The organism is Chitinophaga rhizosphaerae (assembly GCF_003958645.1).
Lineage (GTDB): Bacteria > Bacteroidota > Bacteroidia > Chitinophagales > Chitinophagaceae > Chitinophaga > Chitinophaga rhizosphaerae.
Map to the genome: position 1 here is coordinate 43,831 of NZ_RXLO01000009.1, position 19,873 is coordinate 63,703.

Consider the following 19,873-nt stretch of genomic DNA (forward strand, 5'->3'; position numbering starts at 1 on the left):
TCATTGAAATGAGGAATGAAATTACCAACCGGGATTTTGTACCAGCGCGCGGTCGCGCTCCATATCGCCCTGGTCGATGGGGAAGAGATACATCTTATCTCTCCAGTAGCGCTGCTGCAACAGTTTACGGGTATATAAACCGGTAAAGGAAAAGCCCTGCCCATTGTCCGGCGCATTGACGTCGAGCGCATACACGGCGGAGTATTCGGCTTTCCCGAGCAGGAGGCGGCGGGTCAGCGTCCAGTAGCGGTCGCCTTCGAAGCAAAGCTCCACCATTCTTTCGCGGAGGATGTGCTTTCGCATTTCGTCTTTGTTCCCAACGGCGCCGCCATACACGGTTTCAATGCCCGGCAGGCCCGCGCGGGTACGCACTTCGTTGAGATACTTCACGATATCGGGGTTGGAAGGATCGTATTCGTTGAGAGCTTCCACATAGTCGAGCAGTATTTCCGCATAACGGAAAAGGATAAACGGCGCTTTATGCGGGACCAGCTCCGTATAAATATTGCTGGTGCTGCTGATGCGCTTGAGGGGCATGTACCCTGTGATGCTGTTGCTCCCGTTCTCGCGCTGGCCCGACTTCCCGGAGTAATAAAACTCTATCCGTCCCGTTCCGTCTGCATTTCCGCCGGAAGAGTAGCGGTTGCGCTCGTCGGGCGTAGTGGCGGGAACGACGGTTTTGCCGTTGTATTGAATGAAAGCGTAGAAACGGGGTTCGCGGTTGGCGTACATGTTCCACTGGCCTTTCTTATGGCCCCAGCTTTCGGCCTGGTTATCGTCCGCGAAACCGGTTTCCTGGTAAGTGGATGCGGGATCGCTGATGATGCGGCCGTTTTTCATGGAAAACGCGTCTACCAGGTTCTGGGTGGCGCAATACATGCCATAGCCGCCGGGCTGCGGGGAGGCGCATTTGGTGAAGCCCCAGCGCCACCAGGTGATCACGCCGAGGATGATCTCGTCGTTCCAGGCGGTGGTATGCACGTCGCGAACGGATTCGTATGGATTGAAAGAACTTCCGCCGTTGTCGGTGTTCACGAACAGTTTGTAAGCATTCAGGTCGATCACGGCTTTGGCGGCCGCGGCGGCATCGCGCCAGCGGTCAGGATTTTTGGAGGCCGGTGCCAGGGGCTTGCCGTCCTGGTTCTTGAAGCTGGCGAAATTGGGATTGCCGTTCCACAGCTCGCTTGCCGCCAGTTGGGCCACTTTCGCCTTGATGGTAAGACAAGCCCCTTTCGTAGGCCTGCCGTTGTTGCTGATGGATTCCCAGGCTACAGGGAGCCCCGCGGCGGCCGCGTCCATCATTTCATTGATGTACGCCGCACATTCGTCGAACGAAGCACGGGGGTATTGGTTGTAATCGTCGTTCCGGCTCATGATGTCTTTCACGAGCACGAACGGACCGAACTGGCGGAGGAGGAAGAAATAGTAATACCCGCGGAGGAAGCGGACTTCAGCTTTGTATTGCGCTTTCAGCTCGTCGCTCAGCTGGTTGGAAGGCACTTTATCGATGTTCTGTTCGAACACGAATGTTTTCCGGATGCCGGCATACATGCTGCCCCAGTTGTTGAAGTATCCGGACGCGGGGCTCCAGTTCCCGGAAACCATCTGGCGCGAAGCCGTGGTGCCGATAGACACGTGCGATTCGTCGGAAGCGCCCATGGTAGCGAAGTCGCCGCCATCGGTCAGGTACATGTGGCTGTAGGTGTTGTACAGGTAGCCTTCTGCGTTGGCTTTGGTCTGCCAAACCATTTCCTCGGTCAGCAGGTTATCCGGCTGTTTGTCGAGATATTTCGTACAAGATGCGAAGCAAATGGCCAGCAGCGGAAAAATTATCTTCTTGATCATATCGGATCTTTGTAACGGTTAGAATTGCGCCCTCAGCCCGAGGGTGATGGTCCTGGAATACGGGTACCTCGCGCCGTAGGAGCCGAGCTCGGGGTCCCACAGTTTGAATTTGGTAAAGGTCAGCAGGTTGGTCCCGTTGGCGTAAACCTGCAGGCTGCTGATGCCTTTCACGTGCATGGCGGAGGTGATGATATTGTAGGAAAGGGATGCCTGCTTGAGGCGCATGAAGCTCCCGTCTTTCAACCACCAGTCGCTGTCGGTGTAGTTATTGTCTGATGTATTGGCAACCGTGAGGCGGGGGTACCAAGCATCCTGGCGGGGATTATCCTTCGTCCAGCGGTCTTCCATTTTGCTCAGCACGCTGGCGGTATAGAGCCCGATGCCGGCAAACGGCACCACACCCACACCCGCGGAAGTTCCATCTCCCTGGTCGATGGCAGACCCGTTGGCCATGATGCCTACATCGGCCACGCCGGCAAACAGCGCGGATAATTCCCAGCGGCGGTAACCGAGGTTAAAGCCATATCCATAAGACCAGATCGGGAAATTGGTTTTACCGAGGTAATCCCTGTCATTCGCATCCACCACCCCGTCTCCGTTCAGGTCGCTGAACTTGATATCGCCGGGGTGCATGGGGCGGAGCTGTTCGGGGCTGCGGGCCACATCGTCTTCGTCAGTGAACAGTCCCAGGTTCCGGTAACCCCTGAATTCGCCGAAACTGGTGCCTTCGAACTGCTGGTACGGATAAATGGCGACGGGATAATCGGCGTTGATGATGCGGTTGCGGGCGTAAGTAGCATTTCCGAACAGGCGAAGGGTGAAATCCTTACCGAGCTTGGTATTGTATTCGATGCTTCCGTCGAAGCCTTTGTTTTCCATTTCACCGAGGTTGGCATAGATCTCGCTACCCGCGTAACCTCCGATGGCGGAAATAGATTGCCTGTTGATGAGGATCTGGCGGCGGCGGTCTTTGAACACATCGAACGTCAGGTTCAACTTATCCCACAATCCCACATCGAGACCTACGTTCGTTTTCAGGGAAGTTTCCCAGGTGAGGCCTTCGGTGCCGAAAACGGAAACGGCGATGCCGCCGAAATCGCTCGGTTGCGTACCGAACCCGATGCCGGGTTTCCCGTTTTCCAGGTACGTCAGGTATCCGAAACGGTCGTTAGCGATCGCGTCGTTACCGGTTTTGCCGACAGACAGGCGAAGCTTCAATAAAGAAAAAGCTTTCTGCTGTTCCATGAACGCTTCCTTCGAGATCACCCAACCGGCGGAAACGGCGGGGAAAAAGCCCCAGCGTTCGCCTTTCTCGAAGTTTTCGGAACCGGTGGCGCCGAAGTTGCCTTCCAGCAGGTATTTATCCATGAATGAATACGTAACGCGTGCCGCGGCGTTCTGGCTTCGGAACGGGATGGAATATTTCAGGTTGCCGGAATTTCCCCATTGACGGTTGCGGATCGCTCCCACCAGCAAGGCGCCGATCGTATGCTGCCCGATCGTGCGGTCGAAGTTCAGGTTCCCTTCCAGGTACATCATCCTTTCCCCCGAAGAAGAAGCGCCGTATCCGAGGAACTGGTCGCCGAAGCGGGTTTGCGTGAGCACCAGGTTACCGTTCGCATCGCGCCTGTTGGCGAACCACAGGTCGTTGACGCCCCGGCGCTGGTTCGAGAATTCGCCATAAGAGTCAAAAGAAAAACGCCCTGTGGCGGTAAGCCCGTTCAGAATACCATCGAGATTCTGCGTGAGGGATAATACGGATTGCACCGATGGTTTGAACTCGGTAGCGTAACCCTGGTTCTGCACGAGGTTGAACGGGTTCACACCGGCGGTATTCGGGGGGCCGGCCGCCAGATCACCGGGGTAAGAAATCGGGTAGGCGATGGGATTTGTGGCGTAGGCCGAATACCATATGGCACTGGCCGAAGCGCCCGGGTAGCGGCTATTGACGAGCATCGCCGCAAGATTCAGTGATAAAGTAGTCGTTTTGGTAAGGTTCAGGTCCACATTGCTGCGGAAATCATATCGCTTGAAATTGAGGTTCGGATTGTATCCATTCTTTTTCGTGACGTTGTATTGTCCATCCTGGTTGTAGAACGACATGGATACATAATACCTCATGGATTCTCCGCCGCCGGTCACGTTTACGTTGGCGTTGGTCATCGGCGTCCAGGGTTTGTAGATTTCGTTGATCCAGTCTACGTTCGGGAAAAGATATGGATCGAGGCCGCTGGCGGTTTTGGCGATTGTTTCGTCGGAATATTGGGGTTGTTCGCCCATATTGGTGCGCGCTTCGTTATACAATTGCATGTATTTCACGCCGTCTACCATTTGGGGGAGCTGGGTGAGGCCGCTGGCGCCGGCTTCCGCCTTGGCGGATACTTTCGGTTTGCCCGCCACACCGCGTTTGGTGGTGATGATAAGCACGCCGTTCGCGCCTTTGGCGCCGTACACCGCGGTGGCGGACGCGTCTTTCAGCAACGAGATGCTCTGGATGTCTTCAGGATCGATGTTATTGAAAGCGCCGCCATAGGTGCTGTGCACGTCCTGTCGCTGCACGCCGTCGACGATGATGAGCGGGCTCACGCTGCCTTTGAAGGTGCCGATGCCACGCAGGGTGAACGTGGGATTGTCGTACCCCGGTTCGCCGCCGCCGCTGCCCATGCTGATCACACCGGCTACTTTACCGGCGAGGGCGTTGGTGAGCGAGGGAACGGGCATGCGCATATCCGCCATGTTCACGGAGGCTACGGAGCCGGTTACCGTTACTTTTTTCTGTTTACCGAACCCCACAACCACCACTTCATTGAGCTTGTCCACTTTCGTGGTGAGCGTCACTTTGAGGGTGCGTTGCCCGTTGTAGGCGATTTCCACCGGGTTCATCCCGATCATGGCCACGCGCAGCGTCTGCCCTTCGGAAACGGCGATGCTGAAAACGCCCATTTCGTCGGTAGCCGTTCCGCGCGAGGTGCCGTTTACCGCCACCGTGGCCCCGGGCAGCGCGTTCCCTTCCGGGTCCATGACTTGCCCGCGCACGGTGGTTTCTTTTGGCGCTTCCTGCGCTACGGCCGGCTTTGCGGCAGGCGCCGCCTTGCGCTCGAGCACAATGCGGTTGCTGCGCACCTGGTAACTGAGGTTCCGGCCTTTCAGCACGAAATCCAGCACTTCCTCCAGTTTCGCATTACGAAAATCCAGGTTCAGCCTGTCGTTGTCGTTCAACAGCTGATTGCTGTACACCAGCGTGAAGCCGGTCTGTTTCTTGATGGAGCGGAACACCTGGACGATCGGCATGTTGCTGCCCGTCACGGTCACCGGTTTCTGCAGGGCCGGATCTTTCTCCTGGCCGGATGCGGGGATGAACGCGGAAAACATCAAACATACAATCACCAGGGATCGCACTGCCTGCCGGCAATTGCGCATACATTTTCTCATGTGGAAAAAATTGGTTTTGGTTGATATCAAATCAACATAACTACACCTGGTTCACCGGAATGGGTGACAGGGGTCGAAAAAATTTTTCGGGGGAAGGAAGAAAAAATCAGTGGAGGCGGACCGTCCGGCCGTCGTAATCCACTTTTCCGCCGGTAGTGATGGCGAGATCGTTGAGGAATTCAGGGAGGCGCGCCCTGTCCATCAGGCCCGTCACCTTCACGCCGTCGAACTTCCCGGATTCGGCTTCGAACGTGATCCCGTAGAACCGGGAGGCATCTGTCAGCAGATCGGGCACGTTGGCATGATGGAAATACTGGATGCCGTTCATCCAGCTGAGCACATCGTCTGCGTCGAACGGCGCGGCCGTGAGCCCTGTGCCGGAGCTTTCCGCCTGCTGGCCGGGCGCCAGTTTGAGCTGGCGGCCGTTGCGCGCCTGCAGCAGCACGCTCCCCTCCACCAGCGCGGTTTTATCGGAACCGGCCGTGTAAGTATTGATATTGAAGGAAGTGCCCAGCACGCGCACATCCGCCTGCGGCGTATGCACGATGAAAGGCCGGTCGGTTTCTTTCGCTACATGGAAATACGCTTCGCCTTCCACCGTCACCTCGCGTTGCCGCGTTCCGAACTGGAACGGGAAATGTAGGCGTGTGGAGGCATTGAGCCATACTTCGGTACCGTCAGACAATGTCAGCCGGTAATTTCCGCCGGCAGGAACGTTGAGCACGGTCATGGTGGTATCGGCGCTTTCGTAATCGAGTTTGCCGTTTTCGGAGCGCAGGGTGGCCTGGCCGAGGGATACGGTTTGCGCGGCGCTGTCCGGATGGAAGTTGACCGTTTTTCCGTTGGCCATGGTGAGGCTGATGCCGGGCATGGGTGCCGCGGCGTTTTGCGCCGTTTTCGCACCTTCTTTCGAATCGAAATGGAACGCGAACCATACGCCAGCGCCCAGGACCGCGGCGGCGGCGGCGTAAGGCAACCAGGCGCGGAGGGGCCTCCGGGGCTTCCTGCGCTGCTTCAGTTCATCCAACCCTTCCACCGGCTCCACGGCCTTCACGTATACCGCCGTGCGCTGCGAGCGCGCGTCGGCCGAGAGGGCTTCCCAGGCTTCGCGGAACGCGGGATCTTCCTCCAGCCTCCGCTCGATTACGGCCTCCTCTTCCGGTGATAATTCACCGGAAAGCTTGTCCATGTATAATTGAAATATTTGGTCCTGGTACTCCATGATGCCGGTTAACAAGTTATGGTTTTTTCTGATGAATGACCGAACGCAGGAGTTTTAGCCCGCGTTTCAGGTGGGTTTTGAATGAATTGACGCTGATCCCCATCTCGTCTGCCGCTTCCTGGTAACGCTTGCCCTCCATATATACCATGTGGATCGCCATACGCTTCTGGCCGGTCACCTGCTCGAGCGACGATTGCAGTTGCCGGTAATACTCCCCGCCGCTGCCCTCCTGCTCCGGCCGCCAGCTTTCGTCTTGCAGGCTGGAAAACGCTTCCTGGTGCCCGTCGCGGATCTTCTGGCGCTTCAGGTGGTTGAGGCAACGGTTCTTCACCGCCATGTGCAAATAGCCCTTCACATCCCCGTTGAACTGGAGATATAGCTTTTTGTCCCAGATGTCCATGAAGAAAGTCTGCACCAGGTCTTTCGCTTCGTGTTCCTGCTGCAGGAACCAGAAAGCATTGGCGCAGAGAACCTTATAATATTTCAGGAACAATGCGTCGAACGCGGTAACGTCTCCCTCCTTCAGCCGGTCTACCAATAATATGTCTGGAGATTGGTCCATAACGTATTCCTTAACCCCGATGATTGCTGTCGTCTAATGAAATCGATTCCCGATGATGCTGGTTGATTGGATGCCGTAAGTTAGAAAATTTCTCCGGGGTTTTTCCAACCTCTTTTTTGTTTCGATTTCTGGTTTTATTTCCGTTCACATTATTTTAATATACTTAAAAAATGTTTTTTTATATTTTGACGTCCTATATCTCTCAAACCACGTCATCATGGATAACAGAAGGGAATTTCTGCGGAAATCAATGCTCCTCTCCGGCGCCGCCGGCCTGTCTTCTTTCGTACCCGCTTCCATTCAGCGCGCCATGGCCATCGAGCCCGCACCGGGCTCCAGCTGGGCCGATGCCGAGCACATCGTCATCCTCATGCAGGAAAACCGGTCGTTCGACCATTGCTTCGGCACTCTCCAGGGCGTCCGCGGGTTCAACGATCCCCGCGCCATCACGCTCCCCAACAGGAAACCGGTCTGGCTGCAAACCGATAAGGACGGCAAAACCTTTTCGCCCTTCCGGCTCGATCTGAAAGACAGCCGCATCACCTGGATGGGCGCATTGCCGCACGGGCGGCACGACCAGGTAGACGCCAACAACAAGGGCAAATACGACCAGTGGCTCCTCGTCAAACAATCCGGAAAGGCCAGCTGGAAGAACATGCCCCTCACCCTCGGCTACTTCACCCGTGAAGACATTCCCTTCAATTACGCCCTGGCAGACGCTTTCACCATTTGCGACCAGAATTTCTGCTCCGCCATGACCAGCACCACGCCCAACCGCTCGTTCTTCTGGACAGGCAAAATCACCGTTCCCGAAAACGGCGCGCCGAAAGCGCACATCCGCAACACCGATTACAGCTATGGCAAACTCGGCTGGGAAACTTTCCCCGAACTGCTGTCGCAAAACGGGGTAGACTGGAAATTCTATCAGAACGATCTCTCCTGCGGCGGCGGCTTCCAGGGCGAAGAGCGCTCCTGGCTCGCGAACTTCGGTTGCAATCTGCTCGAATTCTTCAAAGTATATAACGTGCAGTTCTCCGACCGGTACGTCACCAATCTGCAAAAACAGATCGACGAGCTGCCGGCCGAAATCCGTGCGCTGACGGAAGCCAGCCCTTCGTCTGACGAGGTATCGAAGAAAAACCGGGCCGCTATCAAAAAGAAACAGGAAGTGCTGGACAAGGCCACCGCAGAAATGGCAAAATGGGGGAAAGAAAGCTATGCAAAGCTCGACAACAGGCAGAAAGAACTGTTCCACCGCGCTTTCGTGATCAATACCAACGATCCCCAGTTCCGCAAACTCTCGCAGCTCGATTACGACGACAACGGCACGAAGCGCACACTGCCCGTTCCCGCCGGCGATCTGTTCTTCCAGTTCCGCGACGACGTGGAAAAAGGAAAACTCCCGACCGTATCGTGGCTCGCGAGCCCGCAGAATTTCTCCGATCACCCCAGCGCGCCCTGGTATGGTGCGTGGTATGTGTCTGAAGTAATGGACATTCTCACGAAGGACCCGGAAGTCTGGAAAAAAACGATATTCATCGTTACCTATGATGAGAACGATGGGTACTTCGACCACGTACCGCCGTTCTCCATCCCCGACAGCAAAAAGCCCGGAACAGGAAAAGTTTCCGCCGGTATCGATACGGAAATAGAGCATGTGCGCAAGGAAAACGAAGTGGCGCAAGGCATTGCGGAGAAGCACGCCCGCGAAGCCCCGATAGGCCTGGGGTACAGGGTCCCGTTGTTGATCGCATCGCCCTGGAGCCGCGGCGGGAAAGTGTGTTCCGAAGTGTTCGATCATACATCCACCCTTCAGTTCCTCGAAACGTACGTCGAAAAGAAATTCAAAAAGAAAATCCGCAGCGGCAACATCAGCGAATGGCGGCGCACGATCTGCGGCGATCTCACGTCGGCTTTCAGCGAAACCGACGCCGTTCCTTCGTCGAAACTGCCTTTCCTCGACCAGCAAAAATTCGTGACGGAGATTTATTCCGCGCAGTTCAAAGACCTGCCGTCCGGTTTCCGCGAAATCAGCGGCAGCGAACTGGACAACATGATCGCGCATCCGGAGAAAGCCAATCCGCTGGCCAGGCAGGAAACCGGCACCCGCCCGTCTACCGCCCTGCCTTACGAACTGTATGCCAGCGGCGTGTACAACGCCTCCAAAAATGCGTTCGTGATCGTCATGGGCGCGGGCAATAAATTATTCGGGCAACGATCGGCGGGCTCGCCGTTCACCGTGTACGCCCCGGAAAGCTTTGCCGGCGAAACCTGCCGCAACTGGCACTTCGCGGCCAAAGCAGGCGACCAGTTCACCTACGAATGGCCCCTGGCTGAATTCGGTCCGGGGAACTACGCACTTCGCCTCCACGGCCCCAACGGCTTCTACCGCGAGTTTCGCGGCGGCAAACAGGATCATGGCGTGCGTGTAGACGTCAATTATGAAACTTCGGGAAAAAAGAAATCCCCGACCGGCAACCTCCTCCTCTCCCTCGAAAACCGCGGTGCAGAAGCGGTAGCCATGCGGCTGCTGGACCATGGTTACGGCAAATCCGACAACGCCTTCACCATCGCTCCCGGTGCCAGGAAAGAAATCATCGTGACGAAAAGCGAACATAAAGGCTGGTACGATTTCAGCGTGCTGGCAGACAAGTTCCCCGGCTGGAGCCAACGCTTCGCAGGGCGCGCCGAAAGCGGGAAGGAATCCATTACTGACCCCGTTATGGGCAAAGCGATCAGCTAAGTTTACATTGCCATAAAATGGAAACAGCCGGCGCTCCTGGAGATGCCGGCTGTTTCATGCAATAGCGGTGCGGTTTGTTTAAATCAGCCCGTCCGGATTAAAATAATCCAGTTGGATGGAAGGTTCGCGCAACATTAATTTTCGAAAGCCGTGGCGGTGGCCAGGGCTTTGACGGCTGCGAGATCGAGGCCCACGGCGGCGATCTTCTGTTCCGCCAGCTGATAGGCATCTGCGCCGAGGAACAGGTGTAGCGGGGCCGTACCGTTTTCCAGGACGCGGATCATCACATCTGCCGCCTTGTCAGGATCGCCGGGCTGCTGGCCGTTGTAGTCTTGCTGATGGAGCGCCTGCATTTCACGGACATTCTTATATTCGGGCATTTCGGTGGCCGGAACGCCGAGCGACCCGCCCAGGAAATCTGTCCGGAAATAGCCCGGAGATACCACGGTAACGCCCACGCCGAAGGGTTTCACTTCCTGGGCCAGCGACTCGGAAAGCCCGTGCACGGCGAATTTGGTGGCGCAATAGATCCCGAAAGCGGGGAACCCTCCCGTGAAACCGCCGATAGATGCGATGTTGAAGATATGACCGCTTCCCTGGGCGCGCAGGAACGGGAGCGCCTGCCGGATCACGTTGAGCGATCCGAAGACGTTGATGTCGAAATTGGCGCGGGATTCGGCGTCTGTCAGTTCCTCGATCGCGCCAACTTGTCCGTACCCGGCATTATTGACGATAACGTCTATCCGGCCGAAATGCGCTACCGTAGCGGCAACGGCCTGTTGAACGGCAGATTCGTCGCGGATATCCAGGGCGATGGGGAGCAAATTGGCGGAAGTTTCGCCGAGTGCAGCCACGAGATCGGCGCTGCGGCGGGAAGTAGCGGCTACGCGAAAGCCTCTGCCGATAAGGGTTTTAGCCAAAGAAAGGCCCAGGCCTTTGGAGGCCCCGGTTACAAACCATACTTGATTTTTCATGAATTTTCAGTTAAAAGGTGATCGTTCTGTGAGAGGAACGAATGCAAAGTTAGGGGCCCAGGCGGGAGGGACTTTACACGCAGGAAACCAAAAATTGCATAATTCAAATCGCCGAATCCCCCCTTTTGGCAAAAAAAACCGCATTTCCGGGGGGAATGGCATGATTTTGATAGGAAAAGTTGAACCAGGATAGGATTGGACTGTTTATATTAGTGCTATCAAATCCTTTTTAACCACATTAAATATCGCGTATCATGGCAAAATCGGTGAAGCAGCCCGCAAAGAAGGCCGCAACCAGCACAACGGCGAAAAAAGCCGCAACCCCTAAGAAAGCCGCTGACAAAGCAGCTGCACCCAAAAAGGCTGCCGCCAAAACTGCCCGCAAACCCAATGCGGCTTTCATGGCCCCCCTGACGCCCAGCGCTGACCTCGCTGGCGTAATCGGTGCCGCAGCCGTCCCCAGAACTGAAGCCACCAAAAAAATCTGGGACTACATCAAGAAAAACAAACTGCAGGATGAAAAAAACAAACGCATGATCAATGCCGATGCCAAACTGCTAGTAATCTTCGGTGGTAAAAAGCAGGTTTCGATGTTCGAACTGGCCGGCATCGTGAACAAGCACCTGAAGTAATCCTGCCCATAAGCATTTCAGAAAAGGAGGCCTTTAACAGCCTCCTTTTTTTATGCCCCCAATGTCCGTTTCCGGACACCTGCCTGTACCATTCCGGACAACTCCGTCTTATCAACGAATTGGTTATCAATAACTAACGGTTTTGGCCTTTTTTATGCCGTTGACCTGCTTCATATTCGTTCATGTATGTGGAAAATCCAATTGCTGACCGCCTGGCGCCGCCTCAAAAACAACAAACCTTACGCGATCATCAACATCGCCGGTCTCGGCGCAAGCCTTGCCTGCGCCATCCTGCTTTACCTGTTCATCAATTACCATCTCCGGTTCGATAACTTCCATCCCGATGCCGACCGCATTTACCGTATCAGTTCCAAAACCAATTATGGTGGGATAGAAGACTTCAACGCCGGCATCCCCCACCCGCTCGGCAAAACGCTCCGGAACGAATATGCGCTGTTCGATGAAGTGGCCATGCGCGTAGGGCTCGGCTCCCCGCTCGTCAGTATCAAATCCGCCAGCGGCCTCAAAAAATTCGACGCCACCTCCGCATTCGCCGAACCTTCCTACTTCAAGATCCTTAACTTTCCCCTGGTTTCCGGCAACGCCAACGTGCTGAGCGACCCTGCCAACGCCATCGTCACGGAAAAGATGGCGGAAAAACTCTATCCCGGCCAGGACCCCGTCGGCAAAACGGTTACCGTAGCCGGCAGCGATTTCACCATCAAAGGCATCGCGAAAGATTATCCGCCCAACACCGATCACCGTATCGATATCTACCTGTCCCATATCAGTTATAAAGACTGGAGCCCGTATATGTTCAGCGACAGCAGTTGGGGCTCCATCTCCAGCTCCATCCAGTGTTTCGTGAAACTCAAGCCCGGCGTCAAACCCGAACAGGTGGAAGCCGTTTTTCCGCAAATCGTTAAAAAGTACAACCCCGACGAGGCCGAAGAAATGTATTTCGTGATGTACCCGCTCAACGATGTACACTTCGATACCCGCTTCAGTGGCATCATCCAGAAGAAATATCTGTGGTCGCTGGCGTGGATGGGCATATTTCTCGTTTTCACCGCCTGCATCAATTTCATCAATCTTTCCACCGCACAATCCATCCGCCGGTTGCGCGAGATCGGTGTGCGAAAGGCGTTAGGCAGCACCCGCCTGCAGATTTTCGGGCAGTTCCTTTCCGAAACGTTCCTGCTCGTAGCCGCATCCGTCGCCATCGCGGCAACGGCCGTATCATTTTCCATTCCGTATCTCAACAAACAATTATCCACCGATATTACGCTGGATGGGCAAACGCTCGGCATGCTCATCGTTTTTTCCGTCCTGCTGTTGCTCGTGGTGATGTTGCTCGCCGGCTATTATCCCGGTGTGAAACAGGCGCGGCTCAATCCTGTAAAGGCCATCCGCGCGCAGGCCGGGCCCGGTGGACAAGCAGGTTTCCCGCTCCGTAAAACGCTCATTGTCGTACAGTTCGCTATCATGCAGGTCATGATCGTCGGCGCCATCGTCATTGCGCGGCAAATGCATTATTCGCTCAACAGCGATACGAACATGCATAAAAAAGGCGTGCTCCTGGTGGATGTCCCCGAACACGATCCCTCCACCCTGCAAACCCTGCGCAACCGCATCACACAGCTGGCCGGCGTTCAAAAAACCACTTATTGCAGCGCGGCGCCCCTGTCTAACAGCAACATGTCCACATCATTGCGCGTTGGCGACAAGGAGCGTGTCGAAGATTTCCAGGTGGCTGTGAAGTATGCAGATGCGAATTACCTTTCTACGTTCGATATTCAACTCGTGGCCGGCACCAACATTCCCATGTCCGATACGGCCAATGGCATGCTCGTCAATGAGCTGCTTCTCCGGAAACTGAACTACCCGTCGCCCGACGCCATTATCGGTACACAGATCCGTGTCAATAAGGTGCTAACCGTGGTGCGCGGGGTTTTCAGGGATTTCCACAGCCATAGTTTCCATAGCGACATGGACCCGCTTTGCCTTTTTTCCCAAATCGGGGCGTTCGAAGAAATGGCGATCCGGATAGATATGCAGCAGGCATCCACACTCATGCCCGCCATCGAAAAAATCTGGAACGAAACCTTCCCCGATTACCTGTACCATTTCCGGTTCATGGAAGAGGAAATCGCCAACATGTACGAAGCCGAAACGATGCTGATGCAACTGGTGGAGATATTCGCCGTGGTGGCGGTGCTGATCGGCTGCCTGGGGTTATATGGGCTCATCAGCTTCATGGCCGTGCAGAAGAAAAAGGAAATCGGCGTCCGGAAAGTGCTGGGCGCCAGCGTCCCTTCGGTGGTGTGGCTCTTCGGCCGCGAGTTCACCTGGATGCTCGTAGCGGGTTTCGTACTGTCGGCACCGTTATCCTGGTGGCTGATGAGCAGTTGGCTGGAAGGATTTCATTACCGGATCGATATGGGGCCTGAAATCTATCTCGTTACCGTATTGCTCTGCGCCTGCATCACGCTGCTCACGGTAGGATATACGTCGATCCGCGCGGCGTTGATGAACCCTGCGATCAGCCTGAAAACGGAATAAAGTTTAGTAAGCGAGGATTTCGCGGATTTGCGCGGTCACTTTTTCCGGCGTGGGCAACATCTGTTTTTCCAGTTCGGTGTTGAGCGGAACGGCGGGCAGATCTAGCGCGCCGTAGGTGAATACCGGTGCGTCGAGGAAACGGAAGCATTGACGGGAAATCCTCGCCGCCAGGGATTCCGCGAAAGAATTGCCGAGCTGTTCTTCCGTCAGCACCAGGCATTTGCCCAGTTTCTTCACGGATGCGAACACGAGCTCCTCATCGAGGGGGAACAGCGTCCGCAGATCGATGATTTCCACCTTCCCCGGAAACTGCGCCGCAGCGGCTTTCGCCCAGTAAACACCCATTCCGTAAGTGATGACGGTCATACCTTCTTCCGCTTCCTGGACCACGCGCCCCTTGCCCAGCGGCAGGATGTAATCGGCCGAGGGCTCTATGGTCATCGCGTCTTGCGTACCCGGGACCTTGCTCCAGTACAGCCCTTTATGTTCCAGCATCACCACCGGGTTCGGATCGAGGAAAGCCGCTTTCATCAAGCCTTTCAGGTCGGCAGCGTTAGACGGGTATACGATCTTGATGCCCTTGATCGTCAGCAACGTACTTTCCACACTTCCCGAATGATACGGCCCCCCGCCCCCGTAAGCCCCGATAGGCACGCGGATGAGCGATTGCACGGGGAATTTCCCGCAGGATAAGTAACAGCTTTTCGACAATTCGGTCACCAACTGGTTGAAACCGGGGTATATGTAATCGGCGAACTGTACTTCCACGATGGGTTTCACGCCGGTAGCGGAAAGTCCGGCGGTGCTGCCGATAATGTATGCTTCCTGGATGGCGGTGTTGTATACACGGTCGTCCCCGAACTTTTCGGCCAGCGTGGCCGCTTCGCGGAAAACCCCTCCCAGCCTTCGACCCACATCCTGCCCATATAAGATCGCTTCCGGATGCGCCGTCATGATTTCTTCGATGGCATGTAACGCCGCATCCACCATCACCACTTTACTACCGCCGGCGGGCATACGTTCTCCGGATTCTTCCGTCACCGGCGTGGGGGCGAAAACATGGTCGCGAACGGTGGAAATATCCGGGTCTGGACTGGCCACTGCGGCGGAAAAAGCCTCTTCCACGTCGCGCTGCGCGTCCAGCTCGATGTCTGTCGCTTCCCGGACGCTGCCGATCTGGCTGCGGAGGCGCGGCAACGGATCGCGGGATTGATGGCGGGCCAGGTCTTCCGGCGTGCGGTACCATTCCCGGCGAACCCCGGAAGTGTGGTGGCCAAGCAGCGGAACGGTGGCGTGTACGAGAATGGGCTTGCGTTCCGAGCGAACGAAAGAAATTGCGGATTCCATGGCGCGGTAGCTGGCTTCGAAATCGGCCCCGTCTACCCGGATGCGCTCCAGGCCCTTGAACCCGGCGGCGTATTCGTAGGCGTCCATGGCGCGGGCCTCGTCGGCGCTCACGCTGATGCCCCAATCGTTGTCCTGCACGAGGAAAATGATGGGCAATTGTTTCAGCGCGGCAAACTGGAATGCTTCGGCCACCTCGCCTTCGGTAACGCTGCCGTCGCCCAGGGAACAGAGGACCACGGGTTTCTCATCGTCTGCCAACAGGCCGGAATTTTCCAGGTATTGTACGCCCTGGGCCATGCCGGTGGTGGGGATGACCTGCATGCCGGTGGCGCTGCTTTGGTGGGGGATGATCGGTTTATCGGTGTCGCGCGAGCTGGGGTGGCAGTAATACGAGCGGCCTCCGCTGAAGGGGTCGTCGCCTTTGGCGAGGAGTTGCAGCATGAGGGTGTAGGGAGAAAAACCGAGGGCGAGCATCATGGCATCGTCCCGGTAATAAGGACTAACGTAATCGCAGGGTTTGAGCTGGAGGCCGGCGGCAACCTGGATGGCTTCGTGGCCGGCGGAGGTGGAGTGGACGTATTTACAGATGGGCCTGTTGGCTTCGTACTGGTCTGCCATTCGGCGCGCGGTGCACATGAGGCCGTACGCTTTGCGGAGGAGGGCCTGGAAATCGGGGTCTTCCTCCCGGTGCGTCATGGTGGCTTTCAAAACAGGAACGCTTATGTTATCTTTAAGCACGCAATATTGTTTTGGTGATGATGGCCGGATCGTTCAATTAGTTGCCATAGCAACTATTGCTACTGCAAATTAATGAATATGCATGAATCTTTCGTGAGTAATCCGTCTTTTTTTAAGCTGGATGCCACATTAAAAAAAATAAAGAATTACTGGCAGAAGAGTTTCGATGCCCGCGGGCTGGACATTACGGTGGACCAGTGGTTGCTGATCGAGAATCTCTACAAGCATAAGCGCATAACCCACAATGAGTTAGCCCGGCTCACGTCGAAAGATATCACGACGGTTTCGCGGATTATCGAGTTATTGGTGCGGAAGGAACTGGTGGAGCGGCAGGGGTCTACTGACGACCGGCGGAAGGTATTTTTGCAGTTGACGCCCGAGGGGGTGAACAAGTATAAGGAAGTGAGGCCCCTGGTGCTGGAGATGCGCGAGATCGGCTGGAAGAACCTGACGGAAGGGGATTTTCAGGAAATGACGCGGATCCTGGACGTGATCTATTCCAATATCCCGTAAAAAGAAAAAATTAAAAAGGAAAAAGCCCGTACTCTTTTAACTTTTTAATTTTTACTTTTTAGTCTGGCGGACAGGTGAACGGGTCAATTATTTTATCATGAATTCAAGCAGGCTGTCGTTTTCGATGAACGCTTCGAGCGTATCTCCGATTTCGACGGGGCCCACGCCTTCGGGAGTTCCGGTGAAGACGAGGTCACCGATATTAAGTGTAAAGAATCGGGAAATATGGGCGATCAGTTTGTCGAAAGAAAACAGGAGATCGGCCGTGTTGCCCTGTTGGACGATTTCCTTGTTTTTGTAAAGACAGAAGTTCATGTCTTTCAGGTCCATAGTTTCCGTGATGGGGATGAACTTTCCGACAACGGCCGAATTATCGAACGATTTGGCGATTTCCCAGGGAAGGCCTTTGGCTTTCTGCTTCTCCTGGAGATCGCGGGCGGTGAAATCGATGCCAACCGAGATATGGTCGTAATATTTGCTGGCAAATCTTTCCTGGATGTGTTTCCCGTTCTTTGAAATCCTCAGCACCAGCTCGCATTCATAATGAAGGTTATCCGTGAATTCCGGATAATAAAATGGATGGTTGTTTTGCAGCAGGGCATTTTTTGGTTTCATGAAAATCACGGGTTCGGAGGGCACTTCGTTCTTCAGTTCTTCTGCATGTTTGGCATAGTTTCTTCCAACGCAGATAATTTTCATAATGCGTGTATTTTGTAAGGTTAATAAAGCCTATGGTTAGACCCATAGCCCACAACACATTGTCCACTGTACGCACTATCATCCGGATGTTTGGAGAAAATATGCCGGTTGATATAACGATCAGTGGTACACGGATCATGACCTATAGCGGTTAAGGTAGGGACACCTTTCGGCATGAAATATACAATTTACATTTCTATAATGGAAAAGTAAGGTTGTTATAATTGTTCATCGTACGCGGCAGGCCGATCGCGGCGAAACTCTCCACGATTTCCACACATGTATCGATCTTCTGCTGAACAACCGGTTCTTCTTTGGCCGACCATTTGCCGAGCACATAATCTACCTGCCGGCCTTTCGGAAAATCGTTGCCGATGCCGAACCGGAGGCGGGGATACTGGTTGGTGGCGATGCTGTCCTGTATGCTTTTGAGGCCGTTGTGGCCGGCGTCGCTGCCACCGGGGCGGAGGCGGAGCGTTTCCAGCGGCAGGGCGAGCTCATCCATGATCACGAGTACGTTTTCGACAGGGATCTTCTCCTTGTCCATCCAGTACTTCACGGCACGGCCGCTGAGGTTCATGTAGGTAGTGGGTTTGATGACCACGAAGATTTTGCCTTTCCAGCGAACGTCTGCCACGTCTGCCAGCCGGTCGCTCCGGAAAACCGCCTGATGTTTGGCGGCAAACGCGTCTGCCACATCGAACCCGATGTTGTGACGGGTGTGGTGGTATTCCGGCCCGATGTTCCCTAATCCTACGATCAAATATTTCATATGGGAGGCGATGAAAAATATCCCGGTTATACGGGATGCCAAAAATAAAAAGCCCGGCCGATATTCTGCCGGGCTTTTTAATATAATTATTTTGCCAATTTATTTCTTCTTGGACTCCTTCTCTGCCGCAGCTTCTTCCTGTTTCAGCTGACGGGTCATTACCACGGAAGCAACAGGGATACGGGGAGAGTTGATCAGCTCGATGCCTTCTGCCTTCACGTCTTCCACACGGAGGTTTTCGTTCAGGTCGAGGTTCGTGATGTCCAGCTCCAGGTATTCGCGCAGATCTTTCGGGAGCGCTTTCACCTTGAGGGTTTTCAGTTTTACCACGAGTTTACCGCCGGCTTTAACACCTACGGACTGGCCGGTAACGCGGAGAGGCAGGGAAGCAACTACTTTCTTGTCTTCTACCAGTTCCAGGAAGTCGATGTGCGTGAGTTCGTCGGTAACGGTGTCGAACTGAAGATCTTTCAGGATGGCACGGTAAGTTTTACCTTCCAGTTTGATTTCAGCAACCTGGAATTCAGGTGTGTACACCAGGTTTTTAAAGGCAGTAGCCGGAGCGGAAAAAGCAACGATTTCTGCACCCCCATAAATAACGCAAGGCACTTTTTCCTCAGAACGGAGAAGGCGGGTGGCTTTTTTGCCGAATTCGCTTCTGAGTTGTCCTTCGATGGTTATTGATTTCATTGTTTAAACATTTATGTTGTAAAAAAATACACTTGGTTAAGGCATCCGGCGCTGGCTGTGAATGAACAGGCTGGTGATGGATTTGTTTTCGTACATGTTGCGGATGGCAACGGCGAAAAGTTCGGCCACGCTGATCACTTTTATTTTGGCGCTTTCCTGTCTGAGCGGAATGGTGTCGCAGACAACCAGTTCTTCGAGGACGGAGTTCTCAATATTTTCGTACGCCTTGCCGCTGAACACGGGGTGGGTACAAAAAGCCCTTACGCTGCGGGCGCCTTTCTCTTTCAGCAAGGCGGCGGATTTGGTGAGGGTGCCGGCGGTATCGCAGATATCGTCGATCAGCACGATGTCCCTGTCCGTCACATCCCCTATTACTACCATGGAAGCGATCTCGTTGGCACGCTTGCGGTGCTTGTCGCAGATCACCATTTCAGCGCTGAAATAGCTCGCTACTTCACGCACCCTGGTGGTAGAACCCACGTCCGGGGACGCAAAGGTAAGGTTTTTCAGCTTGAGATTCTCTATATAAGGAATAAAAATGGCCGAGCTGTCGAGGTGATCTACCGGGATATCGAAGAAACCCTGGATCTGGGGAGCATGTAAGTCCATGGTAATCACCCTGTTAGCCCCCGCAGCGGTCAGCAGGTTGGCGATCAGCTTGGAACCGATGGCCACGCGGGGCTTGTCTTTCCGGTCTTGCCGGGCAAACCCGAAATACGGGATAACCGCGGTAATATACCCGGCAGACGCGCGTTTGGCGGCATCTATCATCAGCAACAGTTCCATGAGATTGTCGGACGGGGCGTTGGTGCCCTGAACGAGGAAAACATAGTCACCGCGGATGCTTTCCAGGAAAACCGGCTGGAATTCGCCGTCGCTGAACTTCTGGATATTCACTTTACCCAGACCGTTTCCATACCTGGCGGCGATGCGCTCAGCCAGGGCGGGGTTACTGTTACCCGTAAAGATTTTAACCGATGGATTCATGACAAAGACAAAGACAAAGACAAAGACAAAGAAAAGAGGTTGCAAAACTAAGGATTTAATCAAGGATATGCAGAAAAAAAAATCCGGGACAGCGGGGAAAAAATTACTAAATATTTTAGCATTCCGGAAAAAAGGCGTACTTTGATGGACAATTC

Annotated in this window: 15 protein-coding genes; 5 read left to right on the forward strand and 10 right to left on the reverse strand. The window is 54.7% G+C overall.

The genetic code is table 11. The annotated features are described in order from the left end of the window. Nucleotides 1–21 precede the first annotated feature (21 nt). From EJ361_RS19630 to EJ361_RS19645, 4 genes are all read right to left on the reverse strand, one after another. On the reverse strand, nucleotides 22–1,845 hold the full coding sequence (locus EJ361_RS19630; protein WP_126247442.1) for a RagB/SusD family nutrient uptake outer membrane protein: 1,824 nt from the start codon (nucleotides 1,843–1,845) through the stop codon (nucleotides 22–24). Nucleotides 1,846–1,863: 18 nt separating this feature from the next. Beyond that, entirely contained in the window at nucleotides 1,864–5,277 is a 3,414-nt protein-coding gene (locus EJ361_RS19635) for a TonB-dependent receptor (RefSeq protein WP_126247444.1), read from the reverse strand. Between the two features lie 106 nt (nucleotides 5,278–5,383). Then, a complete protein-coding gene (locus EJ361_RS19640) occupies nucleotides 5,384–6,466 on the reverse strand; it encodes a FecR domain-containing protein (protein WP_164714331.1) in 1,083 nt (360 codons plus the stop codon). Nucleotides 6,467–6,515: 49 nt separating this feature from the next. Next, nucleotides 6,516–7,061, reverse strand: coding sequence for an RNA polymerase sigma factor (locus EJ361_RS19645; protein ID WP_126247448.1), 546 nt, complete (start codon nucleotides 7,059–7,061; stop codon nucleotides 6,516–6,518). Nucleotides 7,062–7,278: 217 nt separating this feature from the next. Here EJ361_RS19645 and EJ361_RS19650 point away from each other — a divergent pair, with 217 nt between their 5' ends. Beyond that, nucleotides 7,279–9,804 (forward strand): phosphocholine-specific phospholipase C, encoded by a 2,526-nt coding sequence (locus EJ361_RS19650; protein ID WP_126247451.1) that lies wholly within the window; start codon nucleotides 7,279–7,281, stop codon nucleotides 9,802–9,804. A gap of 134 nt (nucleotides 9,805–9,938) precedes the next feature. Here the strand turns inward: EJ361_RS19650 and EJ361_RS19655 are convergent, their stop codons facing one another. Continuing rightward, nucleotides 9,939–10,778 carry an oxidoreductase gene (locus tag EJ361_RS19655; RefSeq protein ID WP_126247453.1) on the reverse strand — a complete coding sequence of 280 codons (840 nt, stop codon included), beginning with the start codon at nucleotides 10,776–10,778 and terminating at the stop codon, nucleotides 9,939–9,941. A 254-nt stretch (nucleotides 10,779–11,032) separates the two neighbouring features. On the opposite strand from EJ361_RS19655, the gene EJ361_RS19660 reads away from it, so the two are divergent. Together EJ361_RS19660 and EJ361_RS19665 are read left to right on the forward strand one after the other, a co-directional pair. Further along, nucleotides 11,033–11,410, forward strand: a complete 378-nt coding sequence (locus EJ361_RS19660; RefSeq protein WP_126247455.1) for an SWIB/MDM2 domain-containing protein — start codon at nucleotides 11,033–11,035, stop codon at nucleotides 11,408–11,410. A gap of 186 nt (nucleotides 11,411–11,596) precedes the next feature. Next, the gene (locus EJ361_RS19665; protein ID WP_126247457.1) at nucleotides 11,597–13,972 is read left to right on the forward strand and encodes an ABC transporter permease; all 2,376 of its coding nucleotides are present in this window, start codon (nucleotides 11,597–11,599) and stop codon (nucleotides 13,970–13,972) included. A 3-nt stretch (nucleotides 13,973–13,975) separates the two neighbouring features. Here EJ361_RS19665 and EJ361_RS19670 read toward each other — a convergent pair whose 3' ends face one another. Next, nucleotides 13,976–16,057, reverse strand: coding sequence for an alpha-ketoacid dehydrogenase subunit alpha/beta (locus EJ361_RS19670; RefSeq protein WP_240646684.1), 2,082 nt, complete (start codon nucleotides 16,055–16,057; stop codon nucleotides 13,976–13,978). Between the two features lie 78 nt (nucleotides 16,058–16,135). Here EJ361_RS19670 and EJ361_RS19675 point away from each other — a divergent pair, with 78 nt between their 5' ends. After that, a complete protein-coding gene (locus EJ361_RS19675; RefSeq protein WP_205687058.1) occupies nucleotides 16,136–16,570 on the forward strand; it encodes a MarR family winged helix-turn-helix transcriptional regulator in 435 nt (144 codons plus the stop codon). 87 nt (nucleotides 16,571–16,657) lie between these two features. Here the strand turns inward: EJ361_RS19675 and EJ361_RS19680 are convergent, their stop codons facing one another. The 4 genes from EJ361_RS19680 to EJ361_RS19695 form a co-directional block, all read right to left on the reverse strand. Beyond that, nucleotides 16,658–17,269, reverse strand: a complete 612-nt coding sequence (locus EJ361_RS19680) for a fumarylacetoacetate hydrolase family protein (RefSeq protein WP_126247459.1) — start codon at nucleotides 17,267–17,269, stop codon at nucleotides 16,658–16,660. Nucleotides 17,270–17,465: 196 nt separating this feature from the next. Continuing rightward, complete coding sequence (pth, locus tag EJ361_RS19685; RefSeq protein WP_126247461.1) at nucleotides 17,466–18,041, reverse strand: aminoacyl-tRNA hydrolase; 576 nt, start codon at nucleotides 18,039–18,041, stop codon at nucleotides 17,466–17,468. A gap of 99 nt (nucleotides 18,042–18,140) precedes the next feature. Then, complete coding sequence (locus EJ361_RS19690) at nucleotides 18,141–18,731, reverse strand: 50S ribosomal protein L25/general stress protein Ctc (RefSeq protein ID WP_126247463.1); 591 nt, start codon at nucleotides 18,729–18,731, stop codon at nucleotides 18,141–18,143. Nucleotides 18,732–18,767: 36 nt separating this feature from the next. After that, the gene (locus EJ361_RS19695) at nucleotides 18,768–19,718 is read right to left on the reverse strand and encodes a ribose-phosphate pyrophosphokinase (protein ID WP_126247465.1); all 951 of its coding nucleotides are present in this window, start codon (nucleotides 19,716–19,718) and stop codon (nucleotides 18,768–18,770) included. Here EJ361_RS19695 and EJ361_RS25665 point away from each other — a divergent pair. Then, nucleotides 19,717–19,863, forward strand: a complete 147-nt coding sequence (locus tag EJ361_RS25665; protein WP_164714332.1) for a hypothetical protein — start codon at nucleotides 19,717–19,719, stop codon at nucleotides 19,861–19,863. The genes EJ361_RS19695 and EJ361_RS25665 overlap by 2 nt on opposite strands. Nucleotides 19,864–19,873: the final 10 nt, after the last annotated feature.